The following is an 18,815-nucleotide window of genomic DNA, read 5'->3' as shown; positions in this document are numbered from 1 at the left end:
ATGCTGTCGACCTTCGTCATCGTGTTTCGCGAGACGCTCGAAGCGGCATTGATCGTCTCCATCGTGCTGGCCGCGAGCAAGGGCATTCCGGGTCGCGCCGGCTGGGTGGCCGGCGGTGTGGCGGGAGGCCTTGCTGGCGCGGCGATCGTTGCCTTCTTCGCCAGCGGCCTGTCCGATTTGTTCGACGGCAACGGCACTGAACTGTTCAACGCCACGATCCTGCTGATCGCCGTTGCCATGCTGGCCTGGCACCAGATCTGGATGAGTGCGCATGCGGCGGAGCTTGCCGGGCACAGCCGTGCCGTCGGCAAGGCGGTCAAGGAAGGTGCAAGGCCGTTGTCGGCGCTGGCAATCATCTGCGCAGTCGCGGTCTTGCGCGAGGGTTCGGAAACGGTGCTGTTTCTGTATGGCATCGCCATTGACGGCGAATATGGAGTGGCGCCGATGCTGCAGGGCGGATTGCTGGGCGTGGCGGCCGCTGCCATTGTCGGCACGCTGTTTTATGCCGGACTGCTGCGGGTGCCGCTCAAGCACATCTTCCGCGTTACCGGCGTCATCATCGTCCTTCTGGCCGCCGGGCTTGCCGCGCAGGCAGCCGCCTTCCTGGTGCAGGCCGGCGTGCTGCCGCCGCTCGGCTACGACATCTGGAACACGTCTGAAATCCTGCCGCAGACCAACGCGTTCGGCTTGCTGCTGCACATACTTGTCGGCTATGTGGCGCGGCCCGAAGGCATCCAGATCGCCGCCTATGTGGCAACGATCCTTCTCATCGTGACGGCGTCGGCGATGGTGCGCCGCTCGCAGGCGAGCGGCGGCGTCAAGCCAAGCTGAGACCGAACCCCTGCATCAGCCGCGCCGTCGCAAAATGCGGCTTGCCAGAGGTGAAGATCGCAAGATCGTGCCCGAAAGCCGGCGTGTTGGAACGCCTTTCCTGCCCGTCGCTCTTGAGCAGCGACAGCGCGCGCCGGGCGATCGCCTCGGCGGGGTCGATCCAGTCGACCGGCCAGGGAGCGGTCTTGCGCATGCGGTTGGCGAGGAACGGATAGTGCGTGCAGGCAAGCACGACGATGTCGGTGCGGCGGCCGTCCCGTTCGATGAAACAGGGTGCGATCTCTGCCTTGACGGCCTGCTCGTCAACGAAACCATCGCGCATGTAGGTTTCGGCCATCTGCGCCAGCCTGTCGCTTCCGACAAGCCGGACATGGCACTTCGTCGCCCATTGGGTGATCAGGTCGCGCGTGTATTGCCGCTTGACCGTGCCGGGCGTCGCCAGCACCGACACCAGACCGGAGCGGGTACGTTCGGCAGCAGGCTTGATTGCCGGCACCGTGCCAACGAACGGATGCCCCGGAAATGCCTGGCGCAGAGCGTCGATGACGAGCGTTGACGCCGTGTTGCAGGGGATGACCGAGATTTCCGGATCGAACCGCTCCAGCAAACCGCCAAACAGACCCAGGATGCGCGCGCTCAGCGCCGGCTCTTCCCACGCACCATAGGGAAAGGCGGCATCGTCAGCGACATAGACAAAGCGCCTGTCGGGCATCAGCACGCGGGCCTCGCGCAGCACCGTTAATCCCCCGATGCCCGAATCGAACATCAGGATCGGACGATCAGTCATTGTCGGTCCCCTTGCCGCCGATGGGTGGCGTTTCATCCTCATCGGCACCAGCGCTGCCGGAATGTGCGGCATGATCGACTTTCGCCTTGCGTTCGGGGTAGCCCTTGCCGCGCGGCTCCTTGGGCGAGAAATAGTCGAGCGAGGCAATGACGCCGCGCAGGACCTTGAGCTCCGGGGCGAAGAAGCCGGGTCGTGTCAGAACCGAGCGCAGATTGTCCACCATCTTTGGCTTCTTGGCTGCCGGGCGGAAATAGCCACGTGCTTCGAGGGCCGATTCAAGGTGATTGAACAGGCCGTGCAGTTGTTCCTTGGTGGCCGGCGTCATTTCGGGGCCGGTAAAGTTGGTCTGGGTTTCGTCCTCCAGCCCAGACTTCATCCACTCATAGGACATCAGCAGCACCGCCTGGGCGATGTTGAGTGAGGCGAACATTGGATCGACCGGAAAGGTGACGATCTCGTCGGCGAGGCCCACTTCCTCGTTGTAGAGGCCGAAACGCTCGCGCCCGAACAGGATGCCGGTGCGCAGTCCCGAAACGGAATGGCCGCGCAGCATGCGTCCGGCTTCGACGGGTCCGCGCACTTCCTTGAAGCCGTCACGCTCACGCGCGGTGGTGGCGAAGACAAAATTGAGATCGGCCACCGCGGAAGCGAGATCGGGGAAGACCACCACGCGGTCGATGACATGATCGGCGTTGCTGGCGGCGGAGCGCGCCTTCTCGTTCGGCCAGCCGTCGCGCGGATTGACCAGGCGCAGTTCGCCGAGGCCGAAATTGGCCATGGCGCGCGCCACCATGCCGATGTTCTCGCCGAGTTGCGGCTCGACGAGGATGATCACGGGGGCCGCTGTTGGCATGGGGTTTTCTGACATCGTTGCGATTGAACCGAGAATTGCGCCTTTTGCGCGTCCCTGACATATTTGCGCGCGAAAATGAAGTTCCGGTAAGGGCCAGCCATGTCGGACGATCTCGCGGAGCAGATCCGGCCCTTTGTCAGCGACGATCCCAATGTCGGCGAAATCCGCATGTTCGGCGGCACCCGCTTCACACTCAATGGCAACATGATGGTCGGCACGCTGAAGGATGGCGGCCTGCTGGTGCGCGTCGGCGAAGAACAGGAGCCAGCGGCCCTCGCTTTGCCCGGCGCGAAGCGTATGGATTTCACCGGCCGCGAGATGAAGGGTTTCATCATGGTGGCCGCCGACAAGCTCGACGACAGGGCGATCGAGGGCTGGATCGCAATGGCTTCGCGCTTCGTCGGGCCAATGCCGCCGAAAAAGCCGGTTGCGAAGCAGAAATGACCTGGGGGATGCGCGAAGAGCGGCATCGCTGCCAGCCATTTCATACAATGTCAGCGAACAGACCGAAGGTCGCAATCGCAATCATTTGCACCGTCCGATTCGCTTTGGTATAGGGGCCGCACTCCCAATCGTGAACCCTCCGGGACCGGCTGGTTCCAGGCAAAAAGAGGCATTTTCCTATGGCGAAGATCAAGGTGGCCAACCCCGTCGTCGAACTCGACGGCGATGAGATGACCCGCATCATCTGGCAGTTCATCAAGGACAAGTTGATCCACCCTTATCTCGACCTCAACCTCGAATATTACGATCTCGGCATCGAGCACCGCGACGCCACCAACGACCAGGTGACGATCGACGCGGCCAACGCCATCAACAAGCACGGCGTCGGCGTGAAATGCGCCACCATCACGCCTGACGAGCAGCGCGTCGAAGAGTTCAAACTCAAGAAGATGTGGAAGTCGCCCAACGGCACGATCCGCAACATCCTGGGCGGCACCATCTTCCGCGAGCCGATCATCATGAAGAACGTGCCCCGCCTGGTGCCGGGCTGGACCAAGCCGATCATCGTTGGCCGCCATGCCTTCGGCGACCAGTACAAGGCAACCGACTTCAAATTCCCCGGCAAGGGCAAGCTGTCAATCAAGTTCGTCGGCGACGACGGCCAGGTGATCGAGCACGACGTGTTCGACGCGCCAGGCGCCGGCGTTGCGATGGCCATGTACAATCTCGACGAGTCGATCCGCGAATTCGCCCGCGCCTCGCTGAACTACGGCCTGTTGCGCAACTACCCGGTTTACCTGTCGACCAAGAACACCATCCTCAAGGCCTATGACGGCCGCTTCAAGGACATCTTCCAGGACGTCTACGAGAAGGAATTCGAGGCCGAGTTCAAGGCGCGCAAGCTCTGGTACGAACACCGCCTGATCGACGACATGGTGGCTTCCAGCCTGAAGTGGTCGGGTGGCTATGTCTGGGCCTGCAAGAACTATGACGGCGACGTGCAGTCCGACACGGTGGCACAGGGCTTTGGCTCGCTCGGCCTGATGACCTCGGTGCTGATGACGCCGGATGGCAAGACGGTGGAAGCGGAAGCCGCCCACGGCACCGTGACGCGCCACTACCGCCAGCACCAGAAGGGCGAGGAGACCTCGACCAACTCGATCGCCTCGATCTTCGCCTGGACGCGCGGACTCGCGCACCGCGCCAAGCTCGACGACAATGCCGAGCTGAAGCGTTTCGCCGAGACGCTTGAGCGCGTCTGCATCCAGACCGTCGAAAGCGGCTTCATGACCAAGGACCTGTCGCTGCTGATCGGCCCGGACCAGCCCTGGCTGTCGACGACCGGCTTCCTCGACAAGATCGACGAGAACCTGCAGAAGGCGATGGGCTGATCCGTCGCCTGCCTAGATCTGAACGAGAAAAGCCCCGGGTCGCTCCGGGGCTTTTTTTGCTCGCGTCTCGCGGCTCAGGCGAGCGGCATATGGATGTCAGTCAGGAGTTCTGCGGGTGCGACGTCTCGCGGGTTGTTGAGATATTCCTCGAACATCAGCGCGTCGCGCAGCTGGCGGCCCGACTTCGGCAGCCATTCGGCATAGAGCCATTTGTAGGCCATGTGCATCTCGGCATAGGGGCCCTTGTGGCGCAGTACGGCATATTCGCCGCCCGAGATCGCGCGACGCTCCAGCGGCGGTGCAGCGGGTGCGGCGGCATCGGTGCTGACGCAGGCGACGGAGCGTAGCTTTTCCTCGGCGACCAGATCGGGATCGTCGCAATAGACACCGATCATGCGCATGTCGGGCCGCGCCTGGCCGCGGGCGTAGAGCGTGCCGAACAGTTGCTCGAAGGCCTGGCCGATCTGCAGGTAGGAACCTTGATGGGAAACACCGACCAGGCTGGTGTCTGGGATGGTGCGGATCTGAACGTCGAACATGTGGGAAGCCTTTCCTCTATGGGTTTCGAAGAGCTTGTGGCTTCCCTCTCTCCGGTAGCGCGCCGGCGGCATGCCGTAGGCGGCCTTGAAGATACGGTTGAACGACTGGACATTGGGATAGCCAGACCGCTTTGCAATATCGCCGACACTCAGATCGGTCCCCACGATGTCTCCGGCGGCGCGGTGCAGCCTGAGGCGCTTGACCGTGGCGGCAGCCGATTCACCGTAGATGGCGCGGTAGATCCTGTGCCAGTGATAGCTCGACAGGCAGGCGATCTCGGCCAGGCGGTCCATATCCAGCTCCTCGTCGAGGTGCTCGTGGATATGGGCCGAAACCCTTCTCAGGCGGCTTTCATAGACCGCCCATGCCGCTTCACCGTTCATGCCGAAACCTCATGCAAATCGATCGGCTGGACAAGACCATAGCCCGATTTGACAAATCCTGCTGACTTACGGCGGCGCTCCAGAAAAAAGAAAGGCCCGCCGAAGCGGGCCCGTTCACAGCTGTGTCAGTCCAAACCGTTTAGGCCGCGGCCATTGCCGCCTTAACGGCAGCCACCGCATCGGCTGCCTTGGCGGCATCGGGGCCACCGGCCTGCGCCATGTCGGCACGACCGCCCCCGCCCTGCCCACCAAGAGCGGCTGACGCCACGCGCACCAGATCGACAGCGCTGAAACGCTTGGTCAGATCGTCGGTGACAGCGACAACGACGCTCGCCTTGCCGTCCTCACCCGCGCCGACGAACACCACCACGCCCGAGCCAAGCGACGCCTTGCCGGAATCAGCGAGCGGCTTGAGATCCTTCGGCGACACACCTGATACCACCTTGCCGAGGAAGCTGACGCCGGCGACGGTCTCGCCTTCGTCAGCTGCACCGCCGCCATTGGAGCCACCGAGCGCCAGCTTCTTGCGGGCATCGGTGAGCTCGCGCTCAAGCTTCTTGCGCTCCTCGACGAGGGCTTCGACACGGGCCAGCACGTCAGCCGGCGCAACCTTCAGCGTTGCCGCGACCGTCTTCAGGCGACGGTCCTGCTCGTCGAGATGGCGGCGGGCCGCTTCGCCGGTCAGCGCCTCGATACGGCGGACACCGGCTGCGACCGCGCTATCGGAGACGATCCGCACCAGGCCGATGTCGCCTGTAGAGCGCACATGGGTGCCGCCGCAAAGCTCGACCGAATAGGGCCGGTTGGCCTTGGCGCCATGCAGGCCAGTGCCCATCGACACGACACGGACCTCGTCGCCATACTTCTCGCCGAACAGCGCCATGGCGCCCTCGGCAATGGCATCGTCGACGCTCATCAGGCGCGTCGTCACGGGGCTATTCTGGACGACGATCTCGTTCGACATGCGCTCGACTTCCTCGAGCTCCTCGGCCGAGATCGGTTTGTTGTGCGAGATGTCGAAACGCAGTCGCTCGGGCGCGACCAACGAGCCTTTCTGCGCGACGTGGGTGCCGAGCACCTCGCGCAACGCCTCGTGGATGAGGTGGGTTGCCGAATGGTTCGAACGCAGGCGCGTGCGGCGCGCATGGTCAACCTTCAGTTCGACGGCAGCACCGGTCTTGAGCTTGCCCTTGGTGACCTTGCCATAGTGGACGAACAGCCCGTCGGCCTTCTTCTGCGTGTCGGTCACCTCGATAGCAAAACCTTCGCCCGTGATAGTGCCGGTGTCGCCCATCTGGCCGCCCGATTCACCATAGAACGGCGTCTGGTTGACGACGATGGCGACGCTATCGCCTTCGTCCACGGCGTCGACGACAGCACCGTCCTTGAGCAGCGCGAGGATCACGCCTTCGGCCTGTTCCGTCTCGTAGCCCAAAAAGTCAGTGGCTCCAGCCTTCTCGCGCACCGAGAACCAGACGACTTCGGTAGCGGCTTCGCCGGAACCTGCCCAGTTGGCGCGCGCTTCGGCCTTCTGGCGCTCCATCGCCTCGGTGAATCCCGCAAGATCGACTGAAATGCTGCGCTGGCGCAGCGCGTCCTGCGTCAGGTCGAGCGGGAAACCATAGGTGTCGTAGAGCTTGAAGGCGGTCTCGCCGTCGAGCATGTCGCCAGCACCCAGTGTCTCGGTGGCATCGGCAAGCAGGCCAAGGCCACGAGCGAGCGTCTTGCGGAAGCGCGTCTCTTCGAGCTTCAGCGTCTCGGTGATGAGCGCCTCGCCACGGCCGAGCTCCGGATAGGCCTGGGCCATCTCGCGGACGAGCGCCGGCACCAGCTTCCACATCAGCGGTTCGCTGGCGCCGAGAAGCTGCGCGTGGCGCATGGCACGGCGCATGATGCGGCGCAGCACGTAGCCGCGCCCTTCGTTCGACGGCAGAACGCCATCGGCGACGAGGAAGCAGGACGAGCGCAGGTGGTCGGCAATCACGCGATAGGACGCGACGTTGCTCTCATCCGGACCGCGCCCGATCGCCGATGACGCCGCGTCGATGAGATGGCGGAACAGATCGGTTTCGAAAACAGTTTCTACGCCCTGCAGGATGGAGGCCATGCGCTCGAGGCCCATGCCGGTATCGATCGATGGGCGCGGCAGGTCGATGCGCTCTTCCTTCGTCACCTGCTCGTATTGCATGAAGACGAGGTTCCAGAACTCGAGGAAACGGTCGCCGTCCTCCTCGGCGCTGCCGGGAGGGCCGCCCCAGATATGGTCGCCGCGGTCGATGAAGATTTCCGAGCACGGGCCGCAAGGACCGGTATCGCCCATGGCCCAGAAATTGTCCGAGGTGGCGATGCGGATGATACGGTCGTCGGAGAAACCGGCGATCTTTTTCCAGTGGTCGGCCGCCTCGTCGTCTGTGTGGTAGACGGTGACGAGCAACTTGTCCTTCTTGAGCCCGTACTCCTTGGTAATCAGGTTCCAGGCAAGCTCGATGGCCTGCTCCTTGAAATAGTCGCCAAAGGAGAAGTTGCCGAGCATCTCGAAGAAGGTGAGATGGCGGGCGGTGTAGCCGACATTGTCGAGATCGTTGTGCTTGCCGCCGGCGCGGACGCTTTTCTGAGCCGTCGTGGCGCGTGGATATGAGCGTGTCTCGAGGCCGGTGAAGACGTTCTTGAACTGCACCATGCCGGCATTGGTGAACATCAAGGTCGGGTCGTTGCGCGGAACGAGCGGACTGGAGGCCACCACCTCGTGTCCGTTCTTCTTGAAGTAGTCGAGAAATGTCGACCGGATCTCGTTCACGCCACTCATATTGTCGCCTTTGATCGCCGCCCTGAACAGATGCACCCGCCCCTGGCAGGCGGAAAATGGAACTGGCCTTTTAGCGGCCCGCCTTGACCCTGTCCAGAAACACCGGATCGCCAAAAGCCAGCAATTCAGCAGCCCGGACCAGCAAAGCCGCCTTCACAAACGCAAACCGCCGGCTCGATGGCCGGCGGTCGCTGAGATCGTCCGTGTTGGATCTGCTCCGGCACCTGGCGGAGCGTACCTGGTGATGCCTACATCGCACCCGCTTCGTCGCCGTCGTCCTCCTCGCGCGAGCCGTTCTCGAGGAACTTCTCGGCGATCAGCCCGGCATTCTGCCTGAGCAGCTGTTCGATTTCGCGCGCCGCGTCGGGATTGTTGCGCAGGAAAAGCTTGGCGTTCTCGCGCCCCTGCCCGAGGCGCTGGGAATTGTAGGAGAACCAGGCACCCGATTTCTCTACCACGCCTGCCTTGACGCCGAGGTCGACAAGCTCGCCTGTCTTGGAAACACCCTCACCGTACATGATGTCGAACTCGACCTGCTTGAAGGGCGGGGCCAGCTTGTTCTTGACCACCTTGACGCGGGTCTGGTTGCCAACGACCTCGTCGCGGTCCTTGACCGAGCCGATGCGGCGGATGTCGAGGCGGACCGAAGCGTAGAACTTGAGCGCATTGCCGCCCGTGGTGGTTTCCGGCGAGCCGTACATGACGCCGATCTTCATGCGGATCTGGTTGATGAAGATGACCATGGTGTTGGAGCGCGAGATCGATGCGGTCAGCTTGCGCAGCGCCTGGCTCATCAGGCGCGCCTGAAGACCCGGCAGCGACTCGCCCATCTCGCCCTCGATTTCAGCGCGCGGCGTCAATGCCGCCACCGAGTCGACGACCAGGACGTCGATGGCGCCAGAGCGCACCAGCGTGTCGCAGATTTCGAGAGCCTGCTCACCGGTATCAGGCTGCGAGATCAGCAGGTTTTCGAGATCGACGCCAAGCTTGCGGGCATAAACCGGGTCGAGCGCGTGTTCAGCGTCGACAAAGGCGCAGATGCCGCCCTTCTTCTGGGCTTCGGCAACGGTGTGGAGAGCCAGCGTCGTCTTGCCCGAGCTTTCCGGACCATAGATTTCGATAATACGTCCGCGCGGCAGACCGCCAACGCCGAGCGCGATGTCGAGGCCGAGCGAGCCGGTGGAGACCGTGCCGATCTCGACAACCTGCTCGTTGGCGCCGAGGCGCATGATCGAGCCCTTGCCGAAGGCGCGTTCGATCTGCGACAGCGCCGCGTCCAGAGCTTTAGATTTGTCCACCGAATTTTCCTCTACAAGCCGCAATGAATTTTGAGCCATGATACATCACCCCGTGGTCATCAATGAAGGCCGGTCTGTCCGATGCCGATGTAAATTTGTACCGGTTTTGTTCGCATTTGGCAAGAGTATCCAAATTATTGATATTGAAGAGAAATATGTGGCGTGTTCTTTTTTTGTTTTTGGACCGCACGTGATCCGATGTCGCATGACGCTGAGCAGCCAACGTTCGATATTTGCCCAAACTGCGATTCGGCGGCGGTTGCCGCCTCTCGTTTGCAACACTAAGTTCGCCGCCTGAAACGCCCACGGACAGCAACAGCATGAAGCACCCCAGGATACTCGCCGTCGGTGGCGCCCATGTCGACCGACGCGGGCGCATGACCGCTCCCTTCGTGCCGGGTGCCTCTATTCCCGGGGCGATGAGCGAAGAGGTCGGCGGCGGGGCGTTCAACGCCTTGCGCGGCGCGGTGCGGCGCGGCGCGGTGGGGGCGCTGATGTCGGTGCGCGGTGGCGATGCCGCCGGCGAGGCCGTGGCCGCGGAGATCGGCGCCAATGGCATCACCGACCTGTCGGCAGTTTTTCTCGACCGCGCGACGCCGAGCTACACGGCACTGCTCGACCGCGATGGCGACGTGGTGGCTGCCCTTGCCGACATGGGGCTCTACGAACTTGCCTTTCCCAAGCAGATGCGGCGCGCCAAGCTTCGCGAGTCACTCGCTACGCAAGATGCCGTGCTTTGCGATGGCAATCTGCCTGAAGTCGCACTTTGGCGCCTGGCCGAGGTCGTTGGTGCGACGCCGCTGTTTGCCATCGCCATTTCGCCGGCCAAAGCGGTGCGGCTAAGGCCAATCCTCGACAGGCTGTCGTGCCTGTTCATGAACCGCCGCGAGGCGGCAGTGCTTGCGGGCACCGATGCGGATGCCGACGCTGCCGATATCGTGCGCGGGCTCATGACGGCGGGATTGCGGCGCGGCGTGGTGACGGCCGGCGGCAGCGCTGTCTTTGCCTATGACGCGCAAGGGCTTCTGGTCATAGCACCTCCCCCGCCTCGGCGGGTCGTCGACGTCACCGGCGCGGGCGACGCGCTGGCGGGTGCGACAACGGTCGCACTGCTGCGCGGAGAACCGCTCGACTCCGCGCTGAGACATGGCATTGCGGCCGCAGTGCTCGCCATCGAGTGCGCTTCGGCCGTGCCCGAACTCGCCCAAACAGCCTTCGACGAGGTGCTGGCCCTTGTGCCGCAAGCCTCGGAAATGGCATGACGCGGCCCAAGGAGACCATCATGACGCCAGAGACCGCCCGCCCCTTCATCGACATCCACGCCCCCGTTGCCGCGGCACTCGCGGCGGGAAAGCCGGTCGTTGCGCTCGAAAGCACCATCATCACGCACGGCATGCCTTATCCCGACAACAGCGCGATGGCGGCGAATGTCGAAAAGATCATAACCGATGCAGGTGCGGTGCCCGCGACGATCGCCGTCATCAACGGACGCATCAAGGTTGGCCTTTCCGACGGTGAACGCGAGTCGCTGGCAATGACCGGTGGCGCCATGAAGCTGTCGCGGGCCGACATCGCCTTTGCCGTCGCCGAAGGCTGCACGGGCGGCACCACGGTGGCCGCAACCATGATCGCGGCGCATCTCGTCGGCATCAAGGTCTTCGCCACCGGCGGCATCGGCGGCGTGCACAAGGGTGCCGAAAAGTCGTTCGACATCTCGGCCGACCTGGACGAACTGGCCCGCACCCCAGTCATCGTGGTTTCGGCGGGCGCCAAGGCGATCCTCGACATCGAAAAGACGCTGGAAGTGCTGGAAACGCTCGGTGTGCCGGTCGTTGCCTATGGCTCCGACATCGTGCCGGCCTTCTGGTCGCGCAAGTCGCCCTACACCGCTCCGCTCAGGCTCGACAGCGCCGAAAAGATTGCGCGCCTCCACGAGACACGCGCAGCGCTTGGCCTCGACGGCGGCATGCTGGTGGCAAACCCGGTGCCGGAAATCGACGAGATCCCGACCGAAAAAATGGCCGGCTACATTGAAGCTGCACAGAAGGCGGCTGAGGCCCAGAACATCTCGGGCAAGGCGGTGACGCCATTCCTGCTGGCGAAGATCCTCGAGCTGACCAATGGCGCGAGCCTCAAGACCAATATCGCGCTGGTGGAAAATAATGCGCGACTGGCGGCGAAGGTGGCAATCGCGCTGGCCAAAGCCTGAGCGGCCCTCGCAACACAACTACATTAGAAGATGAAAATATACATCCCGGACGTACAGGCCTAAAATAAGCTGCGGCGAGCCTGTCGTCCGGGCGTTCCGGACCCATCATCGGAGCGGAATGATGTCCGGCTTGTACGGACTTTGCCGATACGCCAAAACGCAGCCATTCGCACGCCGCTGCGCGACAGCGCTTCTTACGTTGCCGGCATTTTCGGTCACCCTCCAGGCATCGGCGCATCAGGCAACCTCCGGCTGGACATATCCGCCGGCCTGCTGTCACGGCGACATCGAAAGTGGCGAATGCCAGGCCATCCCAGACAAGTCGGTCAAGGAGGAAGGCGGCGGCTGGTCAATCCAGTTGGAGCCCGGCGATCACCGTAAGGTAACCCGCCACAATCGCTATTTCGTGCCCTATGGCTCGGAAATCCCGTCGGGCGACGGCGACTTCCACATCTGCCTTCACCCGACCGAAGACCACGAGAACTGCTTCTTCGTGCCGCCCGGCGCGATCTGACTATTTCTTGCTGCGCAGCGCCGCCTCGAAGGCCTTGCGTGTCCAGACCGTCAGTTCGTCGGGATGGTCGACGGCACTTTCGGGAATGGTCCAGTAAGGCATGTTGACCGGCCTGCCGCCGGCGTCGGTCCAGCGCGTCGCGCCCGCCGCCTCGAAATCCGGCGCGCTCACGGCGTCGGCCTTGAGCAGGATCTCGCCGCGCACCTCGACACCGACGATCAGGGCCTCGTGGTAGATGCCCTTGCCGCCGAACATCTTGCGGATGGCGACTTCACCGAGCCCTGCGAAAACCTCGCGAATGGCTTCATCGCTCATCGGTTTCCCCTCAACTACCGTCGTGCATCAAGATTGCCCAACGCTCGATTTGGGTCGGTTCGATCCCGACACACTGAGCCAGATACAGCGGATGATGTGTTTCATGGAGCGCGACGCGCGGTCGAAGCCGCCCTGGCTGGAACCAGACGTCGGCATTCAGCAGCAGGGAACCTGGAAATTCGGGGACGTCGTGCATGAGATAGCCGAAGCAGCCGTCTTCGGCGTATGCCCCGGAGACAAAACCCTCCCTGTAGATATCCCAACTGCGCTCGGACACCGACATCCAGACGCCGAGGCGAAACTCTGTCGCCATTTTTGGCACAGGCAGCGGCAGAAGGCAGCGAATGAAGCGGTCGACCTCACCGGTCGAGTGGCGCACCTCGCAAAAATCGTCGTCCAGAGTGGAGGCAGTGCGAGCGGCGGCGTCGAGCGCATCCCAATCGACAGGCTCTCCGAACATCATGTCCATCGGCAAGCCGACATGCTCTTCGCTGCAACATGAGCACCGCCAGCGATAGGCTTCGGCGCTCATCGGACAGTTCTACGCCGGGCTTTGCGCGCGCGCCTCGGCGAGCGCCTTGAGGTCGGCGGGCTTGAGTTCGACGGATTCGCCGCAACCGCAAGCCGAACTCTGGTTCGGGTTTGAGAAGGTGAATCCGGTGCGCAGCGTGGTGGTCTCGAAATCCATCTCGGTGCCGAAGAGGAACAACGCCGCCTCGGGCGCGACATAGACATGGGCGCCGTCGCGCTCGATGTGATCGTCCTTGGGGTTCGGCTCGGTCACCAGGTCGACCGTGTATTCCATGCCGGCGCAGCCGCCCTTCTTGATGCCGAGGCGGATGCCTTGCGCATTCTCGCGCGTGGCCATGATCTCGCGCACACGTTCGGCGGCCTTTTCGGTCATGCTGATGACGGCGAAGCGTCCCATTCCAGTCTCCATTCGTCGCCGGGTTCAAGGCCCGCGGAATGTTTCATCTCAAATCAAGATGGTGAAGATCGCATTGCCATGCAAGCCTCACCGCAGCAAAGGGTCAGTACCAGCCCACCGCCACCTGCGCCTCTTCCGACATGCGGTCGGGGGTCCATGGCGGGTCGAAAGTCATGTTGACCTCGACGCCCGACACGCCTTCGACAGCGCCGACGGCGTTCTGCACCCAGCCCGGCATTTCGCCGGCGACAGGGCAGCCCGGGGCGGTCAGCGTCATGTCGATCTTGACGGTGCGGTCGTCTTCGATGTCGATCTTGTAGATCAGGCCGAGTTCGTAGATGTCGGCGGGGATTTCCGGGTCGTAGACCGTCTTCAGCGCCGAGACGATGTCGTCGGTCATCCGCGCCAGATCGTCGGCGGGAATGGCCGAGGCCGACATGACGCCGTTGCCGCCGGCATCGGGCAATGTCTCTTCAGTGGTCGCTGCGGTTGCGTTTTCCATGGTGCTCACCCGAAGAATTTCCGCGCCTTTTCAAGCGCTTCGGCCAGAACGTCAATCTCGGCCTTCGTATTGTACATGCCGAAGGAGGCCCTGCATGTGGAGGTTACGCCGAAGCGTTTCAACAGCGGCTGGGCGCAATGAGTGCCCGCGCGCACGGCAACGCCCTGGCGGTCGATGACCATCGACACGTCGTGGGCGTGGATACCCTGCAACTCGAAGGAGACGATGGCGCCCTTGCCCGGCGCATCGCCGAAGATGCGCAGCGAATTGATGGCCCGCAACCGCTCATGGGCATAGTCACGCAACGTCGCTTCATGCGCGGCGATCCGCTCGCGGCCGATGCTGTCCATGTAGTCGAGTGCCGCACCCAGGCCGATGGCCTGGACGATCGGTGGCGTGCCGGCCTCGAAGCGGTGCGGCGGCTCGTTGTAGGTGACGTTGTCTTCGGTCACCTCGACGATCATCTCGCCGCCACCCTGGAAGGGCCGCATCTTCTCCAGCATCTCGCGCTTGCCGTAGAGCACGCCGATGCCTGACGGGCCGTAGACCTTGTGACCGGTGAGAACATAAAAATCGGCGTCGAGGTCGCGTACGTCGACCGGCATGTGCACGGCGGCCTGGCTGCCGTCGACCAGGACCGGAATGCCGCGGGCGTGCGCGATGCGGCAGATCTCCTTGATCGGCGTTACCGTGCCCAATGCGTTCGACATATGGGTGATGGCGACCAGCTTGGTGCGGTCGGTCAGGCGCTTTTCGAATTCCTCGATATGGAAGACCCCAAGGTCATCGACCGGCACCCAGACCAGCTTGGCGCCCTGGCGCTCGCGGATGAAGTGCCACGGCACGATGTTGGAGTGATGCTCCATGATCGAGAGCACGATCTCGTCGCCCTCGCCGATGTTCGGCATGCCGAAACCATAGGCGACCGTGTTCATCGCCTCGGTCGCCGACTTGGTGAAGACGATCTCCTCGGCGCTGCCGGCATTGAGGAAGCGGCGGACGCTTTCGCGTGCCTTTTCATAGGCTTCGGTGGCAGCGTTCGACAGGAAATGCAGGCCGCGATGGACATTCGCGTATTCGTTCGAATAGGCGTGGCTGATCGTGTCGATGACGATTTGCGGCTTCTGCGCCGAGGCGCCATTGTCGAGATAGACGAGCGGCTTGCCGTAGACTTCGCGCGACAGGATGGGGAAATCGCGGCGGATCGCCTCGACGTCGTAGGCTTCGATCTTCTGATCCATCAACAAGTTCCCATGCCTTCATTCACCCGCCAGCAGCTTCTCCCCGGGGAGAAGGACGTGGTCAGGCGTGCGTCGCAAACCAGCTGGTCAGCAGCTCTTCCAAGGGCTCGACGACCGTTTCGTCATCGAGCTCCTCGATGACCTCGGCCAGGAATGCCCGAACCAGAAGGCCGCGAGCGGTCTTCTCGTCGATGCCGCGCGCCATCAGGTAGAACAGATGGTTGCGGTCGATCTCGGTGACTGTCGCGCCATGGCCGCAGGCGACGTCGTCGGCGAAGATCTCAAGCTCGGGCTTGGTCGAGAATTCGCCATCGTCGGACAGCAAAAGCGTGTTGCAGGCCATGCGGGCGTCGGTCTTCTGCGCCAGCTGGTGAACATTGATGCGGCCCTGGAACACGCCCTTGGCCCGTCCGGTAACGACATTGCGCACCACTTCCGTCGACGAGGTGTGAGGCACCGCGTGGTCGAGCACCATGGTGACGTCGACATGGGTGTCGCCGGCAAGCAGGTTGACGCCGCGCAGCTTGAAATCCGCGCCTTCGCCGGCCGCCTTGACGATGACTTCCTGGCGCACAAGCTTGCCACCGGCATTCATCACAAACAGCGTGAGCTTGGAATTCTTGCCGAGTTCGGCCTTGAACTGCGCAAGGTGGGTCGCGGTTTCAGGCTGATCCTGAACGATCAGCCACAACACCTCGGCATCATCTCCAAGCAATAGCTGGCTGACGGAGCTGACGAGGCCAGCACCGTCGCCGGTCTGGCGTTCAACGATGGTCGCCTTGGCGCCAGCGCCGACGCGCACCGGCAGGCGCACATGGCTCTGGCCGCCGGCCTGGATATTTTGCAGTTCGATCGGCTTTTCGACCTGGGTGCCTTCTTCGATGTCGACGAAATAGCCGTCGGCGACAAAGGCGGTGTTGAGCGCACCGATCGCGTCGTCGCTGCCGTAGGTGACAAGCGCGGGTGCATAGCTACCGTCGACGAGCTTGTCGCCCAGCCGATGAGACGACAGGCCATCGACATTGGGCGTGGCTGTCGACACGCCATTGACGATCGATAGCACGGTCGAACCATGCAGCAGCGGCGCAATTGCCTTGCCCGCTGCACTGGCGTCGAAGGCCGGCACCGAAGCGAGAAGGCGACGCAGGTCGGTGTAGTGCCAGGATTCGACACGGCGGGTCGGCAGGCCAGCCTTGATCTGCTCGATCGCATTGTCGCGCTCGACCATGACCGTACCGTCGCCGGGCAGGAGCGATAGCCGCTCGCCGAAGGCGTCGATGATCGCCTCCTCCGCCGGGGTCCGCTGGACTGTTGCAAGCATGTTCATGTCCGGCACCTCAAGCAGCCTCTTCGATGATCCCGGCGTAGCCGTTTTCCTCGAGTTCCAGCGCCAGCGACTTGTCGCCCGACTTGATCACCTGGCCCTTGTAGAGCACGTGGACGGTATCCGGCACGATATGGTCGAGCAGGCGCTGGTAGTGGGTGATCACGATGATGGCACGGTCGGGCGAACGCAGCGCGTTGACACCGTCCGAGACGATCTTGAGCGCGTCGATGTCGAGGCCGGAGTCGGTCTCGTCCAGCACGCACAGCTTCGGCTCGAGAAGCTTCATCTGCAGGATCTCGGCGCGCTTCTTTTCGCCACCGGAGAAGCCGACATTGACCGGGCGCTTGAGCATGTTGAAATCCATCTCAAGCGTGCCGGCGGCGTCCTTCACGCGCTTGATGAAATCAGGAACCTTGAGCGGCTCTTCGCCACGCGCCTTGCGCTGCGAGTTCATCGCGACCTTGAGGAATTCCATGGTGGCGACGCCGGGTATCTCCATCGGATACTGGAACGCCAAAAACAGGCCCTTGGCTGCGCGCTCGGCCGGATCCATCTCCAGGATCGACTCGCCGTTGTAGAGGATGTCGCCCTCGGTCACCTCGTAGTCGTCGCGACCGGCAAGGATGTAGGACAGCGTCGACTTGCCCGAGCCGTTGGGGCCCATGATGGCGGCGACTTCGCCTGCCTTCACGGTCAGGTTCAGGCCGCGGATGATCTCGACGCCGCTTTCGGCGATACGGGCATGCAGGTTCTTGATCTCAAGCATCTTTTTTCTTTCTAAATCTCTATCGCCGGTCAGCCGACCGAGCCCTCAAGGCTGATGCCGATGAGCTTCTGCGCCTCGACGGCGAACTCCATCGGCAGTTCCTGAATCACTTCCTTGACGAAGCCGTTGACGATCAGCGCGATCGCCTCCTCCTCGGGAATGCCGCGCTGCATGACGTAGAACTTCTGGTCGTCGGAGATTTTCGAGGTTGTGGCCTCGTGCTCGAACTGCGCGGTTGCGTTCTTGGCTTCGATATAGGGCACGGTATGCGCGCCGCACTGGTTGCCGATCAGCAAGGAGTCGCACTGGGTGAAGTTGCGGGCATTGGTCGCCTTGCGGTGCGCCGAGACCTGGCCGCGATAGGTGTTCTGCGAGAAGCCGGCGGCAATACCCTTGGAGATGATGCGGCTCGACGTGTTCTTGCCGAGATGGATCATCTTGGTGCCGCTATCGACCTGCTGGTAGCCGTTCGAAACGGCGATCGAATAGAACTCGCCGCGGCTGTCGTCGCCGCGCAGGATGCAGGACGGGTACTTCCAGGTGATGGCCGAACCGGTTTCGACCTGGGTCCATGAGATCTTCGAACGGTCGCCACGGCAGTCGCCACGCTTGGTGACGAAGTTGTAGATGCCACCCTTGCCCTGGGCGTCGCCCGGGTACCAGTTCTGGACGGTCGAATACTTGATCTCGGCGTCGTCGAGCGCAACCAGTTCGACCACTGCGGCGTGAAGCTGGTTCTCGTCGCGCTGGGGTGCGGTGCAGCCTTCGAGATAGGAGACATAGGCCCCTTCCTCGGCGATGATGAGCGTACGCTCGAACTGTCCGGTGTTCTTCTCGTTGATGCGGAAGTAGGTCGACAATTCCATCGGGCAGCGGACGCCCTTGGGCACGAACACGAACGAACCGTCGGTGAAGACGGCAGAATTCAGCGTCGCATAGTAGTTGTCGGACGTCGGAACGACCGTACCAAGATACTTCTTCACCAGCTCGGGGTGCTCGCGGATGGCTTCCGAGATCGAACAGAAGATCACGCCGGCCTTGGCCAGTTCGTCCTTGAAGGTGGTGACGACCGAAACCGAGTCGAACACGGCGTCGACCGCGACACGGCCCGACTTGTAGACATTGTCGCCGACCTCTTCGAGGTCCGGATCGACGGTCTTGTGCACGCCCGCGAGGATTTCCTGCTCGCGGAGCGGAATGCCAAGCTTTTCATAGACCTTCAGGATCTCGGGATCGACTTCGTCTAGTGAGGTCGGTCCAGGCGTGCTCTTGGGCGCCGCGTAATAATAGATGTCCTGGAAGTCGATCTTGGGATAATCGACGCGCGCCCAGTTCGGCTCCTCAAGCGTCAGCCAGCGGCGATAGGCGCCGAGGCGCCATTCGAGCATCCATTCCGGTTCGCCCTTCTTTGCCGAGATGAAGCGGACAATGTCCTCGCTCAGGCCCTTGGGGGCCTTGTCCATCTCGATGAACGATTCGAAGCCGTACTTGTATTGGTCGACATCGATCTTGCGGACCTGCTCGATCGTTTCCTGCACAGCAGGCATAAGCGTTCTCCATCCACGCCGGGGTCAAGGCCCGACAGTTTTCAAACTATGGCACCGCTGGCGCGGCGTAAGTTCCATATAGTGCATTCTTTCCAGGAATTCACCCGGAAGGCCGCCTCGCGGCGCCCTGACA

At 62.7% G+C, this 18,815-nt stretch carries 20 protein-coding genes; 6 read left to right on the top strand and 14 right to left on the bottom strand.

The genetic code is table 11. From position 1 onward, the window contains the following. A complete protein-coding gene (locus tag C8K44_RS16795) occupies positions 1–831 on the top strand; it encodes an FTR1 family protein (protein ID WP_109576944.1) in 831 nt (276 codons plus the stop codon). On the opposite strand, the gene murI is transcribed toward C8K44_RS16795, so the two are convergent. Both murI and C8K44_RS16785 read right to left on the bottom strand, forming a co-directional pair. Continuing rightward, a complete protein-coding gene (gene murI / locus C8K44_RS16790; RefSeq protein WP_109576943.1) occupies positions 818–1,618 on the bottom strand; it encodes a glutamate racemase in 801 nt (266 codons plus the stop codon). The genes C8K44_RS16795 and murI overlap by 14 nt on opposite strands. Continuing rightward, positions 1,611–2,471, bottom strand: coding sequence for an RNA methyltransferase (locus C8K44_RS16785; RefSeq protein ID WP_245417516.1), 861 nt, complete (start codon positions 2,469–2,471; stop codon positions 1,611–1,613). Before C8K44_RS16785 ends, murI begins: the two co-directional genes overlap by 8 nt. A 99-nt stretch (positions 2,472–2,570) precedes the next feature. Here C8K44_RS16785 and C8K44_RS16780 point away from each other — a divergent pair, with 99 nt between their 5' ends. Both C8K44_RS16780 and C8K44_RS16775 read left to right on the top strand, forming a co-directional pair. After that, positions 2,571–2,915, top strand: coding sequence for a TfoX/Sxy family protein (locus C8K44_RS16780; protein ID WP_109576941.1), 345 nt, complete (start codon positions 2,571–2,573; stop codon positions 2,913–2,915). Between the two features lie 179 nt (positions 2,916–3,094). After that, the gene (locus tag C8K44_RS16775) at positions 3,095–4,306 is read left to right on the top strand and encodes an NADP-dependent isocitrate dehydrogenase (protein ID WP_109576940.1); all 1,212 of its coding nucleotides are present in this window, start codon (positions 3,095–3,097) and stop codon (positions 4,304–4,306) included. A gap of 74 nt (positions 4,307–4,380) precedes the next feature. Here C8K44_RS16775 and C8K44_RS16770 read toward each other — a convergent pair whose 3' ends face one another. From C8K44_RS16770 to C8K44_RS27725, 4 genes are all read right to left on the bottom strand, one after another. Then, complete coding sequence (locus tag C8K44_RS16770; RefSeq protein ID WP_109576939.1) at positions 4,381–5,229, bottom strand: AraC family transcriptional regulator; 849 nt, start codon at positions 5,227–5,229, stop codon at positions 4,381–4,383. 139 nt (positions 5,230–5,368) lie between these two features. Continuing rightward, positions 5,369–8,035: an alanine--tRNA ligase gene (gene alaS, locus C8K44_RS16765; protein ID WP_109577007.1), complete on the bottom strand. Its 2,667-nt coding sequence runs from the start codon at positions 8,033–8,035 to the stop codon at positions 5,369–5,371. A 248-nt stretch (positions 8,036–8,283) separates the two neighbouring features. Next, a complete protein-coding gene (gene recA, locus C8K44_RS16760) occupies positions 8,284–9,372 on the bottom strand; it encodes a recombinase RecA (RefSeq protein WP_109576938.1) in 1,089 nt (362 codons plus the stop codon). Continuing rightward, positions 9,320–9,655, bottom strand: coding sequence for a hypothetical protein (locus C8K44_RS27725; RefSeq protein ID WP_199227124.1), 336 nt, complete (start codon positions 9,653–9,655; stop codon positions 9,320–9,322). Before C8K44_RS27725 ends, recA begins: the two co-directional genes overlap by 53 nt. Here C8K44_RS27725 and C8K44_RS16755 point away from each other — a divergent pair. The 3 genes from C8K44_RS16755 to C8K44_RS16745 all read left to right on the top strand — a co-directional run bounded on the left by C8K44_RS16755 (position 9,654) and on the right by C8K44_RS16745 (position 12,056). After that, positions 9,654–10,595 carry a carbohydrate kinase family protein gene (locus C8K44_RS16755; RefSeq protein ID WP_109576937.1) on the top strand — a complete coding sequence of 314 codons (942 nt, stop codon included), beginning with the start codon at positions 9,654–9,656 and terminating at the stop codon, positions 10,593–10,595. The two genes, C8K44_RS27725 and C8K44_RS16755, sit on opposite strands and share 2 nt — an antisense overlap. A gap of 20 nt (positions 10,596–10,615) precedes the next feature. Next, a complete protein-coding gene (locus tag C8K44_RS16750) occupies positions 10,616–11,542 on the top strand; it encodes a pseudouridine-5'-phosphate glycosidase (protein ID WP_109577006.1) in 927 nt (308 codons plus the stop codon). Positions 11,543–11,663: 121 nt separating this feature from the next. Beyond that, positions 11,664–12,056, top strand: coding sequence for a hypothetical protein (locus tag C8K44_RS16745; protein WP_245417515.1), 393 nt, complete (start codon positions 11,664–11,666; stop codon positions 12,054–12,056). Here C8K44_RS16745 and C8K44_RS16740 read toward each other — a convergent pair whose 3' ends face one another. The 8 genes from C8K44_RS16740 to sufB form a co-directional block, all read right to left on the bottom strand. After that, positions 12,057–12,371 carry a TfoX/Sxy family protein gene (locus C8K44_RS16740; RefSeq protein WP_109576936.1) on the bottom strand — a complete coding sequence of 105 codons (315 nt, stop codon included), beginning with the start codon at positions 12,369–12,371 and terminating at the stop codon, positions 12,057–12,059. 10 nt (positions 12,372–12,381) lie between these two features. Next, positions 12,382–12,903, bottom strand: coding sequence for a DUF2199 domain-containing protein (locus tag C8K44_RS16735; RefSeq protein WP_109576935.1), 522 nt, complete (start codon positions 12,901–12,903; stop codon positions 12,382–12,384). Positions 12,904–12,912: 9 nt separating this feature from the next. Then, the gene (gene sufA, locus C8K44_RS16730) at positions 12,913–13,299 is read right to left on the bottom strand and encodes a Fe-S cluster assembly scaffold SufA (protein ID WP_109576934.1); all 387 of its coding nucleotides are present in this window, start codon (positions 13,297–13,299) and stop codon (positions 12,913–12,915) included. 103 nt (positions 13,300–13,402) lie between these two features. Beyond that, entirely contained in the window at positions 13,403–13,801 is a 399-nt protein-coding gene (locus C8K44_RS16725) for an SUF system Fe-S cluster assembly protein (RefSeq protein WP_109576933.1), read from the bottom strand. A 5-nt stretch (positions 13,802–13,806) separates the two neighbouring features. Further along, positions 13,807–15,042 (bottom strand): cysteine desulfurase, encoded by a 1,236-nt coding sequence (locus tag C8K44_RS16720; protein WP_109576932.1) that lies wholly within the window; start codon positions 15,040–15,042, stop codon positions 13,807–13,809. A gap of 61 nt (positions 15,043–15,103) precedes the next feature. After that, positions 15,104–16,369 (bottom strand): Fe-S cluster assembly protein SufD, encoded by a 1,266-nt coding sequence (sufD, locus tag C8K44_RS16715; protein ID WP_109576931.1) that lies wholly within the window; start codon positions 16,367–16,369, stop codon positions 15,104–15,106. A 10-nt stretch (positions 16,370–16,379) separates the two neighbouring features. Next, a complete protein-coding gene (sufC, locus tag C8K44_RS16710) occupies positions 16,380–17,135 on the bottom strand; it encodes a Fe-S cluster assembly ATPase SufC (protein ID WP_109576930.1) in 756 nt (251 codons plus the stop codon). Positions 17,136–17,164: 29 nt separating this feature from the next. Next, positions 17,165–18,682 (bottom strand): Fe-S cluster assembly protein SufB, encoded by a 1,518-nt coding sequence (gene sufB / locus C8K44_RS16705; RefSeq protein ID WP_109576929.1) that lies wholly within the window; start codon positions 18,680–18,682, stop codon positions 17,165–17,167. Positions 18,683–18,815: the final 133 nt, after the last annotated feature.

This window comes from Aminobacter sp. AP02 (assembly GCF_003148805.1).
Taxonomy (GTDB): Bacteria; Pseudomonadota; Alphaproteobacteria; order Rhizobiales; family Rhizobiaceae; genus Aminobacter.
Note: the sequence above shows the minus strand (reverse complement) of the source record. Positions and strands in the feature narration are given on the sequence as shown.

Excerpts from the sequence above, each read along its gene's own strand:
- C8K44_RS16755 (WP_109576937.1), top strand. The coding sequence starts at position 9,654 with ATGAAGCACCCCAGGATACTCGCCGTCGGTGGCGCCCATGTCGACCGA.
- C8K44_RS16785 (WP_245417516.1), bottom strand. The coding sequence starts at position 2,471 with ATGCCAACAGCGGCCCCCGTGATCATCCTCGTCGAGCCGCAACTCGGC.
- sufD (WP_109576931.1), bottom strand. The coding sequence starts at position 16,369 with ATGAACATGCTTGCAACAGTCCAGCGGACCCCGGCGGAGGAGGCGATC.
- C8K44_RS16795 (WP_109576944.1), top strand. The coding sequence starts at position 1 with ATGCTGTCGACCTTCGTCATCGTGTTTCGCGAGACGCTCGAAGCGGCA.
- C8K44_RS27725 (WP_199227124.1), bottom strand. The coding sequence starts at position 9,655 with ATGCTGTTGCTGTCCGTGGGCGTTTCAGGCGGCGAACTTAGTGTTGCA.
- C8K44_RS16770 (WP_109576939.1), bottom strand. The coding sequence starts at position 5,229 with ATGAACGGTGAAGCGGCATGGGCGGTCTATGAAAGCCGCCTGAGAAGG.
- C8K44_RS16745 (WP_245417515.1), top strand. The coding sequence starts at position 11,664 with ATGTCCGGCTTGTACGGACTTTGCCGATACGCCAAAACGCAGCCATTC.
- C8K44_RS16735 (WP_109576935.1), bottom strand. The coding sequence starts at position 12,903 with ATGAGCGCCGAAGCCTATCGCTGGCGGTGCTCATGTTGCAGCGAAGAG.
- C8K44_RS16720 (WP_109576932.1), bottom strand. The coding sequence starts at position 15,042 with ATGGATCAGAAGATCGAAGCCTACGACGTCGAGGCGATCCGCCGCGAT.
- C8K44_RS16740 (WP_109576936.1), bottom strand. The coding sequence starts at position 12,371 with ATGAGCGATGAAGCCATTCGCGAGGTTTTCGCAGGGCTCGGTGAAGTC.
- recA (WP_109576938.1), bottom strand. The coding sequence starts at position 9,372 with ATGGCTCAAAATTCATTGCGGCTTGTAGAGGAAAATTCGGTGGACAAA.
- sufA (WP_109576934.1), bottom strand. The coding sequence starts at position 13,299 with ATGGGACGCTTCGCCGTCATCAGCATGACCGAAAAGGCCGCCGAACGT.
- sufB (WP_109576929.1), bottom strand. The coding sequence starts at position 18,682 with ATGCCTGCTGTGCAGGAAACGATCGAGCAGGTCCGCAAGATCGATGTC.
- sufC (WP_109576930.1), bottom strand. The coding sequence starts at position 17,135 with ATGCTTGAGATCAAGAACCTGCATGCCCGTATCGCCGAAAGCGGCGTC.
- alaS (WP_109577007.1), bottom strand. The coding sequence starts at position 8,035 with ATGAGTGGCGTGAACGAGATCCGGTCGACATTTCTCGACTACTTCAAG.
- C8K44_RS16780 (WP_109576941.1), top strand. The coding sequence starts at position 2,571 with ATGTCGGACGATCTCGCGGAGCAGATCCGGCCCTTTGTCAGCGACGAT.
- C8K44_RS16775 (WP_109576940.1), top strand. The coding sequence starts at position 3,095 with ATGGCGAAGATCAAGGTGGCCAACCCCGTCGTCGAACTCGACGGCGAT.
- C8K44_RS16725 (WP_109576933.1), bottom strand. The coding sequence starts at position 13,801 with ATGGAAAACGCAACCGCAGCGACCACTGAAGAGACATTGCCCGATGCC.
- C8K44_RS16750 (WP_109577006.1), top strand. The coding sequence starts at position 10,616 with ATGACGCCAGAGACCGCCCGCCCCTTCATCGACATCCACGCCCCCGTT.
- murI (WP_109576943.1), bottom strand. The coding sequence starts at position 1,618 with ATGACTGATCGTCCGATCCTGATGTTCGATTCGGGCATCGGGGGATTA.